Origin of the sequence: Pseudarthrobacter sp. NPDC080039, assembly GCF_040702335.1 — a bacterium.
Lineage (GTDB): Bacteria > Actinomycetota > Actinomycetes > Actinomycetales > Micrococcaceae > Arthrobacter > Arthrobacter enclensis_A.
Map to the genome: position 1 here is coordinate 376,678 of NZ_JBFBKY010000002.1, position 15,302 is coordinate 391,979.

Consider the following 15,302-nt stretch of genomic DNA (forward strand, 5'->3'; position numbering starts at 1 on the left):
GTCGGCAAGGCATGGAGTTGGGCAGGGCATAAATTCCGCTGTCATGGTCCGGCAGTTGAAGCCCCTCGAGCGACCACCAGGCGCGAAACCAAGACGACTTCGCGTAAATTGAAATGAAAGAGATGAATGTTGCCTAACCGCCCGCAGACTATACAAATTTTCCTGCCTCAAGGTGATCCTGCTGGCATTCGGATGGCCGAGATAACGACTCGGACGGTGCGTGTGTTCGATGTACCCCGCACACTGCTTACCGACTTTTTAAGGGTGCCTGAGGCCGGCCAAGTTGGGCTCTATTTTCTTTTCGGATCTTCCGAAGAGTCGTCTAACGTTTGTTACATTGGCCAGACCGGCAACGTCGGCAGCCGATTAAAGCAGCACACTGCGACCAAAGACTATTGGGAGCGAGCGTTGGTCGCGGTGTCGTTGACCAATACTTGGACCGACACTCATGTCGGCTACATGGAATGGCAGGCGATAGACAAGGCCATCCGGGCGGATCGATTCAGACTCATGAATGGTAATGGCGCATCGAATCGTCACACGCCGGCTCCATTGGAAGCCGACTGCAACGAGTATTTGGACACAATTTCCGTCCTCCTCACCACACTCGGTTTTCCGGTAATGGAACCGATCCAGAAGAAAGAACTTGACTCTACTTCCGAGGTGTCGACCGGCACTTCAACGCCTACCCTTTCATTTTCCCGTCCAGGATGCGAGGGGAAGGGGACTCTGACTGCGGAAGGTCTAATAGTCGCAGCAGGTTCGTATGGCCGCGCCACCGAGTCCGAAAGCTGCCCGGCGTGGATCGTGAACCTCCGGCGCAAACTCGTAGAAAGTGGTGTCGCCCGGCTTACGAACGACCGGCTGGTCCTAGTGAAGGATCACCTATTCAATAGTCCAAGCGCCGCGGCCGCAACACTCGTTGGCCGATCAATAAACGGAAGGACATCCTGGAAGAATGCTTTCGGAAAGACACTTGATGAGTTGGAGCGGATGCGCCTCGATTCGGTCGAAGACACCGATTCAGAAAACCTGCAGTAGCCTCAAGCACCTGGTGGAGCGGAGGGCCGCGCGGTCCTGGCTACCCTAAAGCCGCCGCTGCTGAAACATCGGGAACGACTCCCGCACTCTGTCCGCCGTCTCGACAGAAACCCCCACCGTCCGCACGCCGGCTTCGAGCCCAAGATCAGCCTCAACAACCCCCATCGGATCCACCAGCACACTCCGCCCCACCGACACCGGCGGCGCCTGGCACACCCCCGCCACGTACACGCTGTTTTCAATCGCCCGCGCCGCGTTCAGCGCCAGCCACTGCTCCGTCTTATGCTCACCCGGCACCCAGGACGAGCAGACCAGCAGGACCTGCGCCCCGGCGTCGGCCAGTGATCTGGCCAGCTCCGGGAACCGCAGGTCGTAGCAGGTCATCAGCCCGAAGCGCATTCCCCCCGTGCTCGAACACCACCGGGTGAGTGGACGGTCCGGGCTTGATGAACTCCGACTCCCCAAAGCCCTGGGCGTCGAAAAGGTGGATCTTCCGGTAGAAAGCCAGTCGGCCGCCGTCGGGCCCGAAAGCCACCAAAGTGTTATACGCCCTGCCGGGATCCTCCGAGGATTCGACCACGCCCGCCACCACCGCGATACGGTGGCGGCGGGCGATGGCCGCAAGCTCCATGCAGACAGGCCCGTCCAGCGACTCGGCCACCGCGGAAACGTGGCGTCCACCTTCTTCTTTTCGTAGGTGGCGTACTCCGGGAAGGCGACCAGTCCGGCGCCGTCGCGCGCGGCCTCGGCGGTGAACCGGTCGATCGCGGCGAGGTTCGCGCGGACGTCGGCGCCCGACTCCAGCTGCCCCAGCGCTATCCTCACAAGGATCCTTCCTCAGGCCCCAACGGACCACAGAACAAACTAACCAGAATTGCGCCGATCACGGGGACCACCACGTTGGACACCGGGGTCAGCTGCTGCCCGGCCCGGCGCTGGCGCAGGCGCACATAGTGGAACACCACAGAGGCGTTCACCAGCGTGAAGGCGGTGAAGGCACCGACGTTGATGAACGACGTCGACGTGGCCACGTCCAGGAAGATCGCGATCAGGCCGATGATGCCGGTGATCACCAGGTTCACCACCGGGGTGTGGAACTTTTCGCCGAGCCTGCCAAAGACGGCCTTGGGCAGGTACGGAGTCGCGGCCCATCGCGTACAGCAGGCGGGAGGCGCTGGCCTGCGCGGGCAGGCCAGAGGCGAATTGCGCCACCACCAGGCCGGCCAGGAACACGGCGCCGAACAGCTGGCCGCCGATCTGCAGGGCGATGGAGCTGGCCGCGGATGCCGGGTCCTCGAAGACGCCGCCGGGGTGCACCAGCTGGGTCACGTAGGACACGGCCACGAAGATGGCGATTAGCGCGCTTCCTCGCGGCCATGCCATCGCCGTTCCGAGCATCGGCACTGCGATAGCGATAGAGGGGTGTGTGGGCCACCTGTCTATGGCCATCCAGCACGTGGAGCACGAGCAATAACGGAGTTCTCCCGTCCGCCAGGTTCAGCAGCTAATTAGCGTGCTGTAGCGGGCTGCCAGCGCATGCGAAGCTGTCGAAAGCCATTACGAGGGCGTGTACGCTCGGCCTGAGAGAGCACCCGCCGAGGAAGCGGTGAACAGAAAGAATGCAGATGGCTAACGAACAGTTCGACAACGATCAAGACGAGGCGTCCGCCTCATCGCGGCCGGCCCCCGACATGGAGATAGCGCGCGAGGTTGGTGAGGTCATTAGCCACATGCTCGGAGACGGTCGGTCGGTCATCGACCCGACTGCTACGATCTGGACAGCCGAAGCAGCTGAGGACCTTCGGTCCAGGATCGGTGACAACCCCATCCTTGGCTCGGGTCAGGGACAATGGGACAAGCTCGACCAGCAGCTCCAAGGCGCGCCACGTGAGGTTGTGCTTCTTGCAGCCGAGATCGTCTTCCTGCGCGAACATCCGCTGACCTCGGTCCTGCCCGAGACTCGAAGAGCTCACGTCAATGGGGTTCTCTCGCGCATCGACCCGCCCGTGACGATTCCGGCGCGGATGTCAACATGGCTCGCTCGCCCGACCGGGACCGCTGGGTTCGAACCAGGCTCCTGGTACAACGGCGCGATGTGGCGGCACGTCACCTGGACCGCTTCCTTCGTACGCTACTGGCACGGTCTACCCGAGGGCGAGCGCGAGGCCGCACGGACCGATCCGTGGAAGCTACAGCAAGCCATGCTCTCTTCTGGTAACGACCGGTCCGACATCCGTAACGCGCTGCAGTTCCTAGCCCGTCCGGACGTCTTCGAACCAATTGCATCGGCGGCAATGAAGCAGAAGATTCGCGACGGACTTGCCGACCGAATCGGAGGAGCGACCGGCAGCGACCCGGTTTCGATCGACCGTGACCTGCTGGCTATTCGCAGCTCTCTGGCCCGCTCGGTCGAGGGACCATTCCACTTCTGGACCCCGGGAGTCGTAGAGCTTTGGGACTCTTCAGCCGGCGAAACCACTCCTCCTGCCGCCGAAGTCGCCGCGTTGGCCGAACCTCGTCCCCGGCACTACTGGCTCTACTCTCCTGGAGCGCAAGCCTCAGAGTGGCCGGAGTTCTCGGCCAGCGACATCATGGCTATCGGATGGGATGAGCTGGACAACCTGGCTTCGTACCCGAACCGGGAGGCAATCCGCCAGGCCCTCGACGTCGAGGAGAGAGGCGGTTCAATGAGGAACGCCGTCCTGGCGTTATGGCAGTTCCAGAACGAGATCGCCGTGGGCGACATCGTCTACGCCAAACGCGGGCGCCGTGAAATCGTCGGTCGCGGCGAGGTCACCTCCGGCGGACGGTTCGAACCGGACCGTGCATCGTTCCGCCATGTCCGTTCGGTGAAGTGGACTCACACGGGGTCCTGGGAGCACCCCGGGGACGCTGCAACGAAAACGCTTACCGACATCACGACGTACCGCGACTACGTCGAAAGACTTGAGGCTCTTGTCACCGGCGAGGTTGAGCCGGGGCCGCCCCTCCCGGTGACGCCACTCCCGTCCTACGACAGGGCCGCGTTTCTCAGCGAGGTCTATCTATCCGAGGCCCGCTACGACCGGCTGCGTTCCTTGCTGCTGCGAAAGAAGAACGTCATCCTCGCCGGTCCACCCGGCGTCGGAAAGACTTTCGCGGCCAAACGCCTCGCATACTCGATCCTGGGCCTGAAGGATCCGAACAGGGTCCAGACGGTTCAGTTCCATCAGAGCTATTCCTACGAAGATTTCATGATGGGCTACCGGCCCACCGAGACAGGTGGATTCACGCTCTCTGAGGGAGCGTTCTACAGGTTCTGCGAGGACGCCCGCGCCGACGACGATGACCGGCCCTACTTCTTCATCATCGACGAGATCAACCGTGGCAACATTTCCAAGATCTTCGGGGAGCTACTCATGCTCATCGAAGCCGACAAGCGCGGACAAGACCTACGCCTGGTCTACAAGAACGAGACCTTCTCTGTCCCTGCGAACGTTCACATCATCGGCATGATGAATACAGCAGATCGCAGCCTAGCTGTACTCGACTACGCACTGCGCCGTCGATTCGGTTTCTTCGAAATGACCCCCGGTTTCGATTCGACCGGCTTCGCCAGGTGGCGGCAGGAGGCCGGCAGCCCCACCCTCGACCGCCTCGTCGCCGCCGTCGTTGAGCTCAACAGGATCATCTCCGATGACCCAGCACTCGGCCAGGGATTCACGATAGGGCACAGTTATCTCACTCCTCCTGCAGGCAGCCACGCCGACGACGCATGGCTGTACTCCGTCGTTGAGGACGAACTCATTCCACTGATCGACGAATACTGGTTCGACGAGCCCTCCAAAGCCGCAGAATGGGCAGGCAAGCTTCGGAGCGCCGTCGAATGACCGACCACTCGATCCTCATCCGCAACGTGTACGTGATGATGGCGTACGCATTCCGGGCCATCCGCAGCGATGGTCACGACCGAATTGCGGCCGAGCGATTCGACCACCTTCACGACCTTTTAGCGGAGATCCTGGTGCGTGGGATCGGCGCACAGGTAAAGCGTGGCCTTCACAGAGACTACCTTCAGAACAGCGACGAGATCGCCACCGTACGCGGCCGAATCGATGTCACCCGCACCCTTGCCTCTCGGTCGACCTCCCGGGGTCGGCTGGTGTGTGAGTTCGACGAGTACGAACCAGACACACCCCATAATCAGGCATTGAAGTCGGTCATTGTGCTCCTCATCCGCCAAAGCGAAGTCGCCGTGGCGCGCAAAGATGCGCTGCGGCGGCTTCTGCCTTACTTGGACGCCGTGACGCTTGTCCCACCGATGTCGATCCGGTGGGACATGCTCACCTACCACCGCGCCAACGCCACTTACCGACTGCTGCTCGGCGTCTGCGAGCTGATCGTCCGTGGGCTCCTCCCCACTCAGGACTTAGGAACTTCGAAGCTCACGTCGTGGGTTTCCGATGATGCGATGAGCGCCCTGTACGAACGGTTCCTTCGCGAGTACTACTCGGTCCACCATCCCCAGCTCTTCTCCGGCGCGCCCACCGTTGATTGGGACCTCGATGAGCCACGCGGCCAGAGCTTGCAATTGCCCTTGATGCGTACCGACGTCACTCTCCGCAACCGCGGCCGTACTCTCATCATCGACGCGAAGTACTACAGCCATTCAATGCAGACCGGGGCATGGGGCAAGGCGACCGTCCATTCTACGAATCTCTACCAAGTGTTTTCATATGTGAAGAACGAGGACACCCGGCGCGACGGCTCCGTTAGCGGACTGCTTCTCTACGCGCGGACTGATGCCGTTGAGCAGCCCGATCTGGACGTCGTAATCCAAGGCAATCGGATAGGCGCGCGAACCCTCGATCTCAACCGACCCTGGGAGTACGTCAGCGCCCAGCTTGAAGACATAGTCGGATGGATTGAAGACTGAGTCGCTTTTCTTGCTCGCTGGCTCTGTCGCGATGGCACGGCCCCTGACTTCATCGACGAGTCAGTCGGGAGTTAAATCGGTCGATCCAGGGCTGTGGGGCGAGGAGCAACTATACGGGGAAGTTCTTTTCGCCCGGTAGACCAACCGGCCGAGGCAGGTTCTTATACTGCGCCCCCTCGTCTTCCTGGACAGCCTCGAGGGGTTCGTGAGCCAAGACGTCGGTGTGGGGAAGCGTGACTAATGGGTCTCAAACCTGGCACATGGGGAACTACAACTACGCGCCCGCCCTGGCGAACGTCTGGGTAATGATTGCGGCGGCGGTGTCGATAGCCGACTGGACGCTCCCGTCTGCCAGGCCCCGCCCGGCGAAGGTGTTCACCTCGATGCTGAGATTGCCTCTTCTCGCTCCGAGGCGGATGTACCAGTGGAACTGGCCGTCCCCCACGGAGTATTTGAAGGCGTAGCCGGAGTCCGCGTCGATCCCTGCTGTGATGGGCGTGACCGACGACCACGCGGTCTCGCCTTGGCCTTGGACGTTCGCCCGGATGGTGCTGCAGTCCGCCAGCGCCGCGGCCCTGGCGTCGAAGGGGCTGGGCTGCTCGGTCGAGGTGCCTGTGCTGATGACAGCCACGTCGAACATGATCGCCTTGTCACTGCCGGAGCCGATCCCGTGCGCCGTGGTCGCGTTGCCCGCCAGGGCGCCGTAATAGGAAGCGTCATCGAAGGTACAGCTGCCGGGCATGGGGGCGGACGAGACTCCGGCCATCCTTGTCACGGCGCGGGAATCGGTCGGGCTCAGGTAGAACGTTTCCCCTGCTGGTCCGGTGAGGTTCCTGAGCATGCCTTCGAGTTCTTGCGGGGTGCGGGCGCCCGGCGGTATGGGCTGCGGGCCTTCGTTTTTGAGCGACTCGGCGATGAGGTCGCGGGCAAAGCCCGCCATGACGTCCATGGCGCGTGCCGTGGTGTCGGAGTTGACGGGCCAGAGGGTGGTGTTCAGGTCGATGGCGATCGTGCCGGCGAGCACCTGCATCCCGCCGGTGCCCATGTCCTGCGCCCCGAGGCACTTGGCCTTCTGGGTTGTCGCGTAGGACTTCTCGCCCACCGGGGGTGCGGTGACCAGCAGGGCGGTGTAGGGCGGGCCAGAGATGCTCTGCCCTGCGCGGTTGTCGGTATAGGTGCGTTCGAACTGTGCGCATTTGGAGAGCAGGGGGTCGGTGTAGTCGAAGTCCGCCTTGGCGAGCCTCTCCCCGGCGGCACTCCTGATCGTGAACGCGATGACTAGTGTCTGCGAGCCCGGGGCGGCGGCCACGGGCATCTGGCCCGCCGTGATGCTTGCGCTCGTGTCCAGATAGCGCAGCTGGGTGTCGGTGTCCTCGTGCAGCCGGAACGGGGAGCATTCGGCTGGGATCGTCGTGCTGGTGACAGTGGTCCCCTGCAGGGCCATGTTGCCGCGGACGCTGGCAGGGTCGCGTACCTGCCCCTGGATGCTGCGGGACTGGACCACCGTCGTCGCGATGTCCGCGAGCTGCTGGTCCGTGTAGACCACGGACGGCATGGTGGTGGCCGGGGATGCACTGACTGAAGGGGGCGGCGTCGTCGGGCTGCCCGTCGGTGCTGTGCTGCACCCGGCGAGGGCCAGCAGGGCCACGGCGCACCCGGCCGCCCAACGGCGGCGCACCTCGGATTGGACGGCACTCATCTCCTGCTCCCCGACTGCACCTGTCCCGGCCTACTGGCCGGCCTTGGCGAAGACCTGGCTGATGACCGCGGCCATGTCATCGGCTCCGGGCTGCAGGTCGGCCTCGGTGTTCTTGATGGCTTCCAGCTCCACGGTCAGGCTGCCCTTCCTGGCCCCCACAAGCAGGTGCCAGACTCGCCCGTCCGGGTGCTCATGGGCGACGGCGTACGCCGAGTCCGCGGCCACGTTCAGGCTGAGGCGGTGGAGGGACGTCCACTGGCTCAGGCTGCCGCTGGTCCCCACGCCCGTGAAGACCTCTTCCTGGATGGTTGGGCAGTCCCGCAGGGTTGCGGCGCGCGCATCGAAGGGGTACGGCGTGGACGCCGTTGTGGGCATGCTGACCAGCCGGACCATGAGATAGTCCATCTTCGTGGACCCCGGAATCTCCGCTTGGGCGGTGGTGGAGCCCAGGAGCGAGGAGAAGTAGGCCCCGTCGCTGTAGGTGCAGGCCGGCAGAGACGGCGGCGCCTTGGGGGAGGCGGGGGAAGCACCAGGAATGGCGCGGATGACGGTGCCCGACGCCATGTCCGCCGTGGCCCCGTTCGGACCCGTGATGCTTTGGAGCAGATCGGTCAGCTGCTCAGGGGTCTTGGCGTTCGCGGGCGGGGGGCTCACGCTGGGTGGGTTCAGGGCGGCCTCGTCGATCAACTGCTGGGCGATGCTGGTCATCGAGTTCAGGGCGGGCTGGGCGTCGGCCTCGGAGTTCAGGGGCGAGACGCTCAGCCCCATGCTGATGGAGAGCGTCCCGGCCAGGACCCGCAGGCCCACACTCCCGAACGTCGCCGAGGGGCTCATCACCGCGTACGCCTTCTCCCCCACCACGGGAGGCTTGAGGAGCATGACCTTGTAGGAACTGCTGCTGCCTTGCGACTCGTAGGACAGATCGAACTGGCCGCAGCGGGAGACAAGATCGTCGGTGTAGTCGAAGTCGGCTTTGGCGAGCACATCCCGGGGGGCGCTGCGGATCGTGAACAGGATCGTGGTGGTCGGGCCGGATTCACCGGCTATCGGTACGGGACCGCTGGCGAAGTTCATGCCCAGGTCATTGAGCGCCTCGTCCATGGCAGGCAGGTGGAACGCGCCGCATTCCGCGGGCTGGGCCGTGGCCCGGGTCAGCGGGTAGGGGCGGGATTTGAAGGCGGTTCGCAGCTGCTGGCTGTCGTACATGAATTCCGGGCGCTGGCCGCGCTGCTGCAGCATCGCAGCACCGATCGCGGTGAGCTCCTGGTCGGTGAAGACTTTCGAAGGCAGCGCCGCAGGAACGGCCGAGGTGCTCGCAGGCGCGGCCGAGGCGCTCGACGTGGCACTCGTCCCCGGAGTCGCCGACGTCTGTGCCGGCGTCGGCGGGCTGGAGGAGCAGCCCGAGAGGGCCAGCGTGGCGACGGCCGCAGCCACCGCCACACGGGACAGCGTCCGCAGACGCCGACTCCTTAGGCACCCGGCATGAAGATCACGCATCATCGCGCTCCGTTGGAGGGGACCACCAGGACGGGACACTGTGCGTGGTTGACAACCTGGGTGGAGACCGAGCCCAGGTGCAACCCGGGAAATCCCCCATGACCCCGGGAGCCGACAACAATAAGATCCGCATCCTTGGCAGCGTCGAGAATTGCCGTAGCAGGTGAATGGGTGCCTACAAGCTGCCCTGTTGCGGTCACACCATTATCTTCGGCGGACTTCACTGCCTCACCCTGGAGCGTATGTGCGATGCGCTCCAGAGACTCTTCGGCGGCAATCTCGCCCGCCGCCGTTTCCAGGACAGCCGGATACCACGCCATCGGCGGCCTATTCCAGGCCGTGACTAAGCGGAGCCGGCCGTTTCGCTGCCGCGCCTCATCCATGGCCCAGTCCAGCGCTGCCTGGGAATTTTCAGAACCGTCAAAACCGACAACAATCAAGAACGAACCCGTACTGGTCACTTGTCTTTCCTTCCACTGCCCCGCTGTGCCCTACCGCCCAGCGGTTAGGCTTCCTCGTGCCGGGTGACCGTCCCCGCGGTGTCACCGCCATCGATGACGAATTCGGCCCCGGTAACAAACGAGGATTCGTTGGAAGCCAGGTACAACACCAGGTCCGCAACTTCCCCCGGATGGCCTATGCGGCCCAGTGCCACGTGACTCATGTCCGATTGGATGTCAGCCGTCATGGGCGTGGAGATGACCCCGGGATGGACGGAGTTGACCCTGATGCCGTGGGGTCCCAAATCCAGCGCAGCGCTCTTGGTGAGTCCGCGCACGCCAAACTTCGAGGCCGTGTATCCGGGGATCTGCTCATAGCCGCGGATGCCGGCGATCGAGGAAATGTTAATGATCGATCCGCCTTTGGTCTGCTTCAGCGCCGGGATGGCGGCCTTGATCCCGTTGAACGTGCCGGTCAGGTTCACGGCGATGACAGTGTTCCACTGTTCCAACGTGTAATCCTCAATGGAGGCGAAGTTCACGATGCCGGCATTGTTTACCAGGATGTTGAGGCCACCGAACGTTTCGACGGCGGCGGCCACCGCTGCCTCCCAGTCCTGCGGGCTGGTTACATCGAGGTGGGCAAAGAGAGCTCCGGAGCCGATACGTTCCGCCGTTTCCTTTCCTGTCTCGTCCAGGATGTCACCGATGACCACCTTCGCGCCTTCGCCATGCAGCCGGGATGCCACCGCAGCTCCAATACCGCGTGCACCCCCGCTGACCAGTGCTACTTTGTCAAGGACCCGTTCCATGTGGTGCTCCTTCGGTGATGCTGACCGTCACCTGGCCGCGCAAGGGCCAGCGTGCATATAGAGTCCGCTCCCGTCTGCGATGGTTCTATCGGACGTCCATTCCGGTCCGGGTAGTAGAGTCCAAGGTCCCCGGGGCCCTCCCGCAGCGCAGCAGCGTTGTACACGATCTGCAGCGAGGGTCTTTTGTCCCTGTCCCCCCTTCACGCGCAGGTATCTACTGGTGGGACACTGGCCCTTACGCGGGACCTTTCCTGTATCGAAACTGGAGGACTGTCATGTCTGATCTGCTCAAATGGTCCCCTTTTGCATCCCGGTGGACCTCCCCCTTCAACACCGTTTTGCGTTCGCCGGCGGACCTGCTGGACTCCATGGAGCGCATGTTCCAAACGCCGGTCAGCCCCGCCCCCATCCGGGTCGAAGAGTTCGTCGACGGTAAAACCCTTGTAGTTCGTGCCGAGATGCCCGGCGTAGATCCTGACAAGGACGTTGAGGTCACCATGGATGACGGGTTCCTGAGGATCCGCGCCGAACGCCAGGAAAAGGAAGAACACAGGGACAAAGGCAGCTACCGGTCAGAGTTCCGCTACGGGTCCTTCAGCCGGAACATCCCGCTCCCCGACGGGGTAAAGGAAGAAGACATCAAAGCCAGCTACACCAATGGAGTCCTGGAAGTCCGCGCCCCGCTGCCCGAACAGGCCCAGGCGGCGGAACCGAAGAAGCTCCCCATTACCCGCGGGTAACGAGGAAAGCCCCGTCCCAGACGCGGCGCCCGGAAGGAGCGGACATGAGGGAACAGCATTCCCCGACGCTGCGGTTTCTCGGCGCGATCGACACCGTGACCGGTTCCAGATACCTGATCGGTTCGCAAGAGCGCCGGGTCCTCATCGAGTGCGGGCTGTTCCAGGGCTACAAACACCTGCGCGACCGTAACCACGTGCCATTCCCGATCAGTCCCGCGAACATCGACGCCGTTGTCCTCACCCATGCCCATCTGGATCACAGCGGCTATATCCCGGCGCTGGTGCGTGACGGTTTCCACGGCCCTGTCTACGCGACCTCTGGCACAACCGAACTGTGCACCCTCCTGCTTCCCGACAGCGGCTACCTCCAGGAAGAGGAAGCCCGCTTTGCAGATCACAGGGCATCGTCAACCCACCATCCGCCATTGCCCCTGTACACCGCGGAAGACGCCGTCCGATCACTCGACAGCTTCAAAACCCGGGGCTTCGACACGCCGTTCCCCCTGCCCGGGGGCATCGAAGCAACGTTCCTTCCCGCCGGCCACATCCTCGGCGCCGCACAGGTGCACCTCAAACTCGCCGGCAGGACGATCCACTTCACCGGCGATCTGGGCCGCACCCACGACCCCCTGATGCACCCGCCCCGCGAGCTCGAGCCCGTCGACGTGCTGGTCACGGAATCCACCTACGGCAACAGGGCACATCCGGAGGGAAACCCCGAAGCCGAACTCGGCGAAATCATCAGCCGCGTGGCCAAACGACACGGAGTCATCATGATCGCCGCGTTCGCCGTCGGCCGGGCCGAAACAGTCCTGCTGCACCTCTCGCGCCTCCTGGCAAGGCACGCGATCCCTGCCATCCCGATCTACCTCAACAGCCCGATGGCCATCGACGCGTCCGACATGTACCAGCGCCACCGCGAAGAACACAAGCTCAAACAATACGAATTCGAAGCCATGTACAAAGTGGCGGTTCCCATCCGAAGCGCAGACGAATCCAAATTGCTCAACCTCCGCGGCGGACCCATGATCATCATCTCCGCCAGCGGAATGCTCACCGGCGGCCGGATCCTGCACCACCTCGCGGCCTACGGACCGGACCGGCGCAACGCCATCATCCTCAGTGGATATCAAGCCGGCGGAACACGGGGAGCATCGCTTGCCGCAGGTGAAAAGCACCTCCGCATCTACGGACAAGACATCGACATCGAGGCAGAAGTCATCCAAATGGAAGGACTCTCCGCCCACGCCGACTCCAACGAACTGATCCAATGGATGAAGACCGCCGCGCGGGCGCCAGCCATGACCTACGTCACGCATGGAGAGCCAGACGCCTCAGACGCCCTCCGGGCCCGCATCAAACGCCAACTTGGATGGAGAGCCCGCGTTCCCGAGCACCTGGAAACAATCTCCCTCGAATCCCCCCGATAATCCGACCGCAGCGAGCCGTTTGCGAAGGGCGCGCCCGGAAACAGCCGGACGCGCCTCTCCCGCGCAGGGAACCGGCAACCCGGTTCAGGTCCTGATTCAGTCGACGAGGACCGGCTGCTTTTCACCGTCAGAAGACGTAACCCCGCCCGTCGGCTTCCCCGACCGGTGGTTCATCCAGCACCCGACAGCCAGCACCGCCACGAGCCCGAACGTACTCAGCAGCTGCGGCCGCGAATCCTCGCCGATGAAGCCCACCGTGAAGATCGCCGCCAGGATGACCAGGCCAAGCGAAGTGAGCCACGGGAAGCCGGGCATCCGCAGCGGAAGCGCCGTCCCCTCGCGGTCGGCACGGAGGCGCAGCGCAAGCTGGGCCAGCAGCGCGGACGTCCACACCAGCAGGCACGTCGAGCCCACGATGTTGAGCAGGACCGGAAGCACCTTCTCCGGGAACATCAGCTCCAGCACCACCGTGACCACGCCGAAGGCAACGCTGGCCAGGACCGCGGCCACCGGAACCCGGGCCTTCGACACGGAAGCGAGCCAACGTGGTGCTTCGCCGCGCTCGGCCAGGGAGAACGCCATCCGGGACGCACCGTAGAGGTTGGCGTTGAGCGCAGACAGCAGCGCCGCGACAGCAACCAAAGTGATGGCGGTCGCTGCACCCGGCATGCCGGCAGCGTCCAGCACCGCGGCGAACGGGCTCTTCAGCCCCGCCGAACCCACGGGAACCACGGCGGCGATCACGAAGATGGCGCCGATGTAGAACACCAGAATCCGCCACAGTACCGTCCGGACCGCCTTCTTCACACTATGTGCAGGCTCAGCCGTCTCGGCCGCCGCCACGGACACGATCTCGGTGCCGCCGAACGCGAACGCCACCACGAACAGCGCCGTGGCAATCCCGGCAAAACCACTCGGCGCGAAACCGGCGCCCCTGAAGTTGGACAGGCCCGGCGACTGAACGCCCGGCACCAAGCCGAACAGCAGCGCAAAGCCCACCAGGAGGAACCCGACGATCGCCGCCACCTTGAGCAGGGCGAACCAGAACTCGAACTCGCCGAAGTTCTTCACGCTGGTCAGGTTCACGGCGGTGAGCACGACGATGAACACGAAGGCCATCAGCCACACCGGCAGGGCCGGGAGGATGGTGGCCAGCAGGCCGGCCGCGCCGAGAGCCTCAGCCGCGATGACCACCACCAGCTGCAGCCACCACAGCCAGCCCACGGTGGCGCCAGCCACCGGGCCGTAGGCCTTGGCGGTGTAGACGGAGAAGGCGCCGCTGTCCGGATTGGCTGCCGCCATCTCGCCGAGGGCCCACATCACCAGGATGATGAGCGTGCCGGCCACGAGGTAGGAGATCAGCACCGCCGGGCCGGCGGCCTGGATGCCGGCGCCGGAGCCGATGAACAGCCCGGCGCCGATGGCGCTGCCCAGGCCCATCATCGTCAGCTGCCGGGGTTTCAGGGCCGCGCCGAGGGCGCGGGCAGACGTCGTTGTCTGGTGTTCCATAAAGGGGATTCCTCTTACTTGGTAGGTGGAACGGAATGGGAAAAGGATCAGAGAATTGCCAGGGCCGCGTGGGCTGCGAGGAGCCGGAGTACGCGGTTGTTGGAGGCAGGATCGGCAACGGTGATCCGCATGCCGTCGCCCGTGTACGCCCGGACCAGAATCCCGACGGCATCGAACGCATCCACGAGCAAGGCCAGAAGCGGGGCGTCGGCGCGGATCCACAGGAAGTTGCCCTGGCTCGGCTGCAGCGTCCAGCCCTGCGCCGCCAGCTCGGCTGCCATCCGGGCGCGCTCCTGCTTCACCAGGGAGACCCGCGCGGCCATCTCCTCCCCCGCGTCCAGCGACGCGATGGCCGCCTTCTGCGCCAGCGCGCTCACGCTGAAGGGCAGGGCGGTGCGCCGCAAGCCTTCGGCGATTGCCGCCGTCGTAATGGCATAGCCGACGCGCAGGCCGGCGAGCCCGTAGGCCTTGGAGAAGGTGCGCAGGATGCAGACGTTCGGGTATCGGCGGTAGAGCGCCAGGGAATCGGGGCCGCTGCCGGCGTCGGCGTACTCCACGTAGGCCTCGTCGATCACCACCAGGATGTCGGAGCGGATGGACTGCAGGAAGGCCTCGAGGCGGCGGTGGCTGATGGGCACGCCGGTGGGGTTGTTGGGGGTGCAGAGCAGGATCACCCTGGTGCGGCCGGTGACGGCGGCGGCCATGGCGTCCAGGTCGTGGCCCTCGGCCTCGTCCAGCGGGACGCGGACCGGCCGGGCGCCGGCCAGCTCCACCAGGATGGGGTACGCCTCGAAGGAGCGCCACGCGAACACCACCTCATCCCCGGCGTCGCACAGTCCGGTGATGATTTGCTGCAGGACGCCCACGCTGCCGGGCCCCACCGCCACCTCCGCCGCGGTGACGCCCAGGTGCCGGGCGATCCGTTCGCGGAGGCCGACGGCGGCCATGTCCGGGTAGCGGTTCATCCGGCCGGCCGCCTCGGCCACCGCGGCCACGGCTGCGGGCAACGGGTCGTAGTGGCTTTCGTTGCTGGCGAGGGCGGCGATGTCCGCGCCTGCGCCGCGCCGGCCGGGGACGTAGGACAGCAGGCCGGTCACGGCGCCCCGAATGGTGGGGAGCGCGGTGTCCGGAAGGACGGCGGCCGGGTCGGCCGCAATCTGATCAAGGCTCATGAGGACCGATCATGATTGTGACCCCAGCCACAATGCAAGATACCCTC

The 15,302-nt window shown here is 64.4% G+C and carries 14 protein-coding genes; 5 read left to right on the forward strand and 9 right to left on the reverse strand.

Features of this window, described 5'->3' with window-relative positions:
- The first annotated feature begins 126 nt into the window (after positions 1-126).
- Positions 127-1,041: a GIY-YIG nuclease family protein gene (locus tag AB0313_RS03650; protein WP_366303675.1), complete on the forward strand. Its 915-nt coding sequence runs from the start codon at positions 127-129 to the stop codon at positions 1,039-1,041.
- 45 nt (positions 1,042-1,086) lie between these two features.
- On the opposite strand, the gene AB0313_RS03655 is transcribed toward AB0313_RS03650, so the two are convergent.
- The 3 genes from AB0313_RS03655 to AB0313_RS03665 all read right to left on the reverse strand — a co-directional run bounded on the left by AB0313_RS03655 (position 1,087) and on the right by AB0313_RS03665 (position 2,126).
- Positions 1,087-1,440, reverse strand: a complete 354-nt coding sequence (locus AB0313_RS03655; protein ID WP_366303677.1) for a nitrilase-related carbon-nitrogen hydrolase — start codon at positions 1,438-1,440, stop codon at positions 1,087-1,089.
- The gene (locus AB0313_RS03660) at positions 1,328-1,672 is read right to left on the reverse strand and encodes a nitrilase-related carbon-nitrogen hydrolase (protein WP_366303679.1); all 345 of its coding nucleotides are present in this window, start codon (positions 1,670-1,672) and stop codon (positions 1,328-1,330) included. Before AB0313_RS03660 ends, AB0313_RS03655 begins: the two co-directional genes overlap by 113 nt.
- 190 nt (positions 1,673-1,862) lie before the next feature.
- Positions 1,863-2,126, reverse strand: a complete 264-nt coding sequence (locus AB0313_RS03665) for a hypothetical protein (protein ID WP_366303681.1) — start codon at positions 2,124-2,126, stop codon at positions 1,863-1,865.
- Between the two features lie 540 nt (positions 2,127-2,666).
- Here AB0313_RS03665 and AB0313_RS03670 point away from each other — a divergent pair.
- Both AB0313_RS03670 and mcrC read left to right on the forward strand, forming a co-directional pair.
- On the forward strand, positions 2,667-4,910 hold the full coding sequence (locus AB0313_RS03670) for an AAA family ATPase (RefSeq protein WP_366303683.1): 2,244 nt from the start codon (positions 2,667-2,669) through the stop codon (positions 4,908-4,910).
- Positions 4,907-5,956 (forward strand): 5-methylcytosine-specific restriction endonuclease system specificity protein McrC, encoded by a 1,050-nt coding sequence (gene mcrC / locus AB0313_RS03675; protein ID WP_366303685.1) that lies wholly within the window; start codon positions 4,907-4,909, stop codon positions 5,954-5,956. The genes AB0313_RS03670 and mcrC overlap by 4 nt, the downstream gene beginning before the upstream one ends.
- Before the next feature lie 274 nt (positions 5,957-6,230).
- Here mcrC and AB0313_RS03680 read toward each other — a convergent pair whose 3' ends face one another.
- Genes AB0313_RS03680 through AB0313_RS03695 form a run of 4 tightly spaced genes read right to left on the reverse strand, consistent with a single transcriptional unit; the run spans position 6,231 to position 10,404 of the window.
- Entirely contained in the window at positions 6,231-7,655 is a 1,425-nt protein-coding gene (locus tag AB0313_RS03680) for a hypothetical protein (protein WP_366303687.1), read from the reverse strand.
- A 30-nt stretch (positions 7,656-7,685) separates the two neighbouring features.
- A complete protein-coding gene (locus AB0313_RS03685) occupies positions 7,686-9,095 on the reverse strand; it encodes a hypothetical protein (RefSeq protein ID WP_366303689.1) in 1,410 nt (469 codons plus the stop codon).
- 56 nt (positions 9,096-9,151) lie between these two features.
- Positions 9,152-9,613 (reverse strand): universal stress protein, encoded by a 462-nt coding sequence (locus AB0313_RS03690; protein ID WP_366303691.1) that lies wholly within the window; start codon positions 9,611-9,613, stop codon positions 9,152-9,154.
- Positions 9,614-9,657: 44 nt separating this feature from the next.
- Entirely contained in the window at positions 9,658-10,404 is a 747-nt protein-coding gene (locus tag AB0313_RS03695) for a glucose 1-dehydrogenase (protein WP_366303693.1), read from the reverse strand.
- Positions 10,405-10,679: 275 nt separating this feature from the next.
- Here AB0313_RS03695 and AB0313_RS03700 point away from each other — a divergent pair, with 275 nt between their 5' ends.
- Positions 10,680-11,144 (forward strand): Hsp20/alpha crystallin family protein, encoded by a 465-nt coding sequence (locus AB0313_RS03700; RefSeq protein WP_141943102.1) that lies wholly within the window; start codon positions 10,680-10,682, stop codon positions 11,142-11,144.
- 44 nt (positions 11,145-11,188) lie between these two features.
- On the forward strand, positions 11,189-12,574 hold the full coding sequence (locus AB0313_RS03705; RefSeq protein WP_141943106.1) for an MBL fold metallo-hydrolase: 1,386 nt from the start codon (positions 11,189-11,191) through the stop codon (positions 12,572-12,574).
- A 96-nt stretch (positions 12,575-12,670) separates the two neighbouring features.
- On the opposite strand, the gene AB0313_RS03710 is transcribed toward AB0313_RS03705, so the two are convergent.
- Positions 12,671-14,083, reverse strand: coding sequence for an amino acid permease (locus tag AB0313_RS03710; RefSeq protein ID WP_366303696.1), 1,413 nt, complete (start codon positions 14,081-14,083; stop codon positions 12,671-12,673).
- 47 nt (positions 14,084-14,130) lie between these two features.
- Entirely contained in the window at positions 14,131-15,255 is a 1,125-nt protein-coding gene (gene hisC / locus AB0313_RS03715; protein ID WP_366303698.1) for a histidinol-phosphate transaminase, read from the reverse strand.
- Between the last annotated feature and the right edge of the window lie 47 nt (positions 15,256-15,302).

What these genes read in the sequence shown, in the direction of transcription:
- AB0313_RS03710 (WP_366303696.1), bottom strand. Translation starts at nt 14,083, where the DNA reads ATGGAACACCAGACAACGACGTCTGCCCGCGCCCTCGGCGCGGCCCTG.
- AB0313_RS03705 (WP_141943106.1), top strand. Translation starts at nt 11,189, where the DNA reads ATGAGGGAACAGCATTCCCCGACGCTGCGGTTTCTCGGCGCGATCGAC.
- AB0313_RS03700 (WP_141943102.1), top strand. Translation starts at nt 10,680, where the DNA reads ATGTCTGATCTGCTCAAATGGTCCCCTTTTGCATCCCGGTGGACCTCC.
- mcrC (WP_366303685.1), top strand. Translation starts at nt 4,907, where the DNA reads ATGACCGACCACTCGATCCTCATCCGCAACGTGTACGTGATGATGGCG.
- AB0313_RS03680 (WP_366303687.1), bottom strand. Translation starts at nt 7,655, where the DNA reads ATGAGTGCCGTCCAATCCGAGGTGCGCCGCCGTTGGGCGGCCGGGTGC.
- AB0313_RS03655 (WP_366303677.1), bottom strand. Translation starts at nt 1,440, where the DNA reads ATGCGCTTCGGGCTGATGACCTGCTACGACCTGCGGTTCCCGGAGCTG.
- AB0313_RS03670 (WP_366303683.1), top strand. Translation starts at nt 2,667, where the DNA reads ATGGCTAACGAACAGTTCGACAACGATCAAGACGAGGCGTCCGCCTCA.
- AB0313_RS03660 (WP_366303679.1), bottom strand. Translation starts at nt 1,672, where the DNA reads ATGGAGCTTGCGGCCATCGCCCGCCGCCACCGTATCGCGGTGGTGGCG.
- AB0313_RS03695 (WP_366303693.1), bottom strand. Translation starts at nt 10,404, where the DNA reads ATGGAACGGGTCCTTGACAAAGTAGCACTGGTCAGCGGGGGTGCACGC.
- AB0313_RS03650 (WP_366303675.1), top strand. Translation starts at nt 127, where the DNA reads ATGTTGCCTAACCGCCCGCAGACTATACAAATTTTCCTGCCTCAAGGT.
- hisC (WP_366303698.1), bottom strand. Translation starts at nt 15,255, where the DNA reads ATGAGCCTTGATCAGATTGCGGCCGACCCGGCCGCCGTCCTTCCGGAC.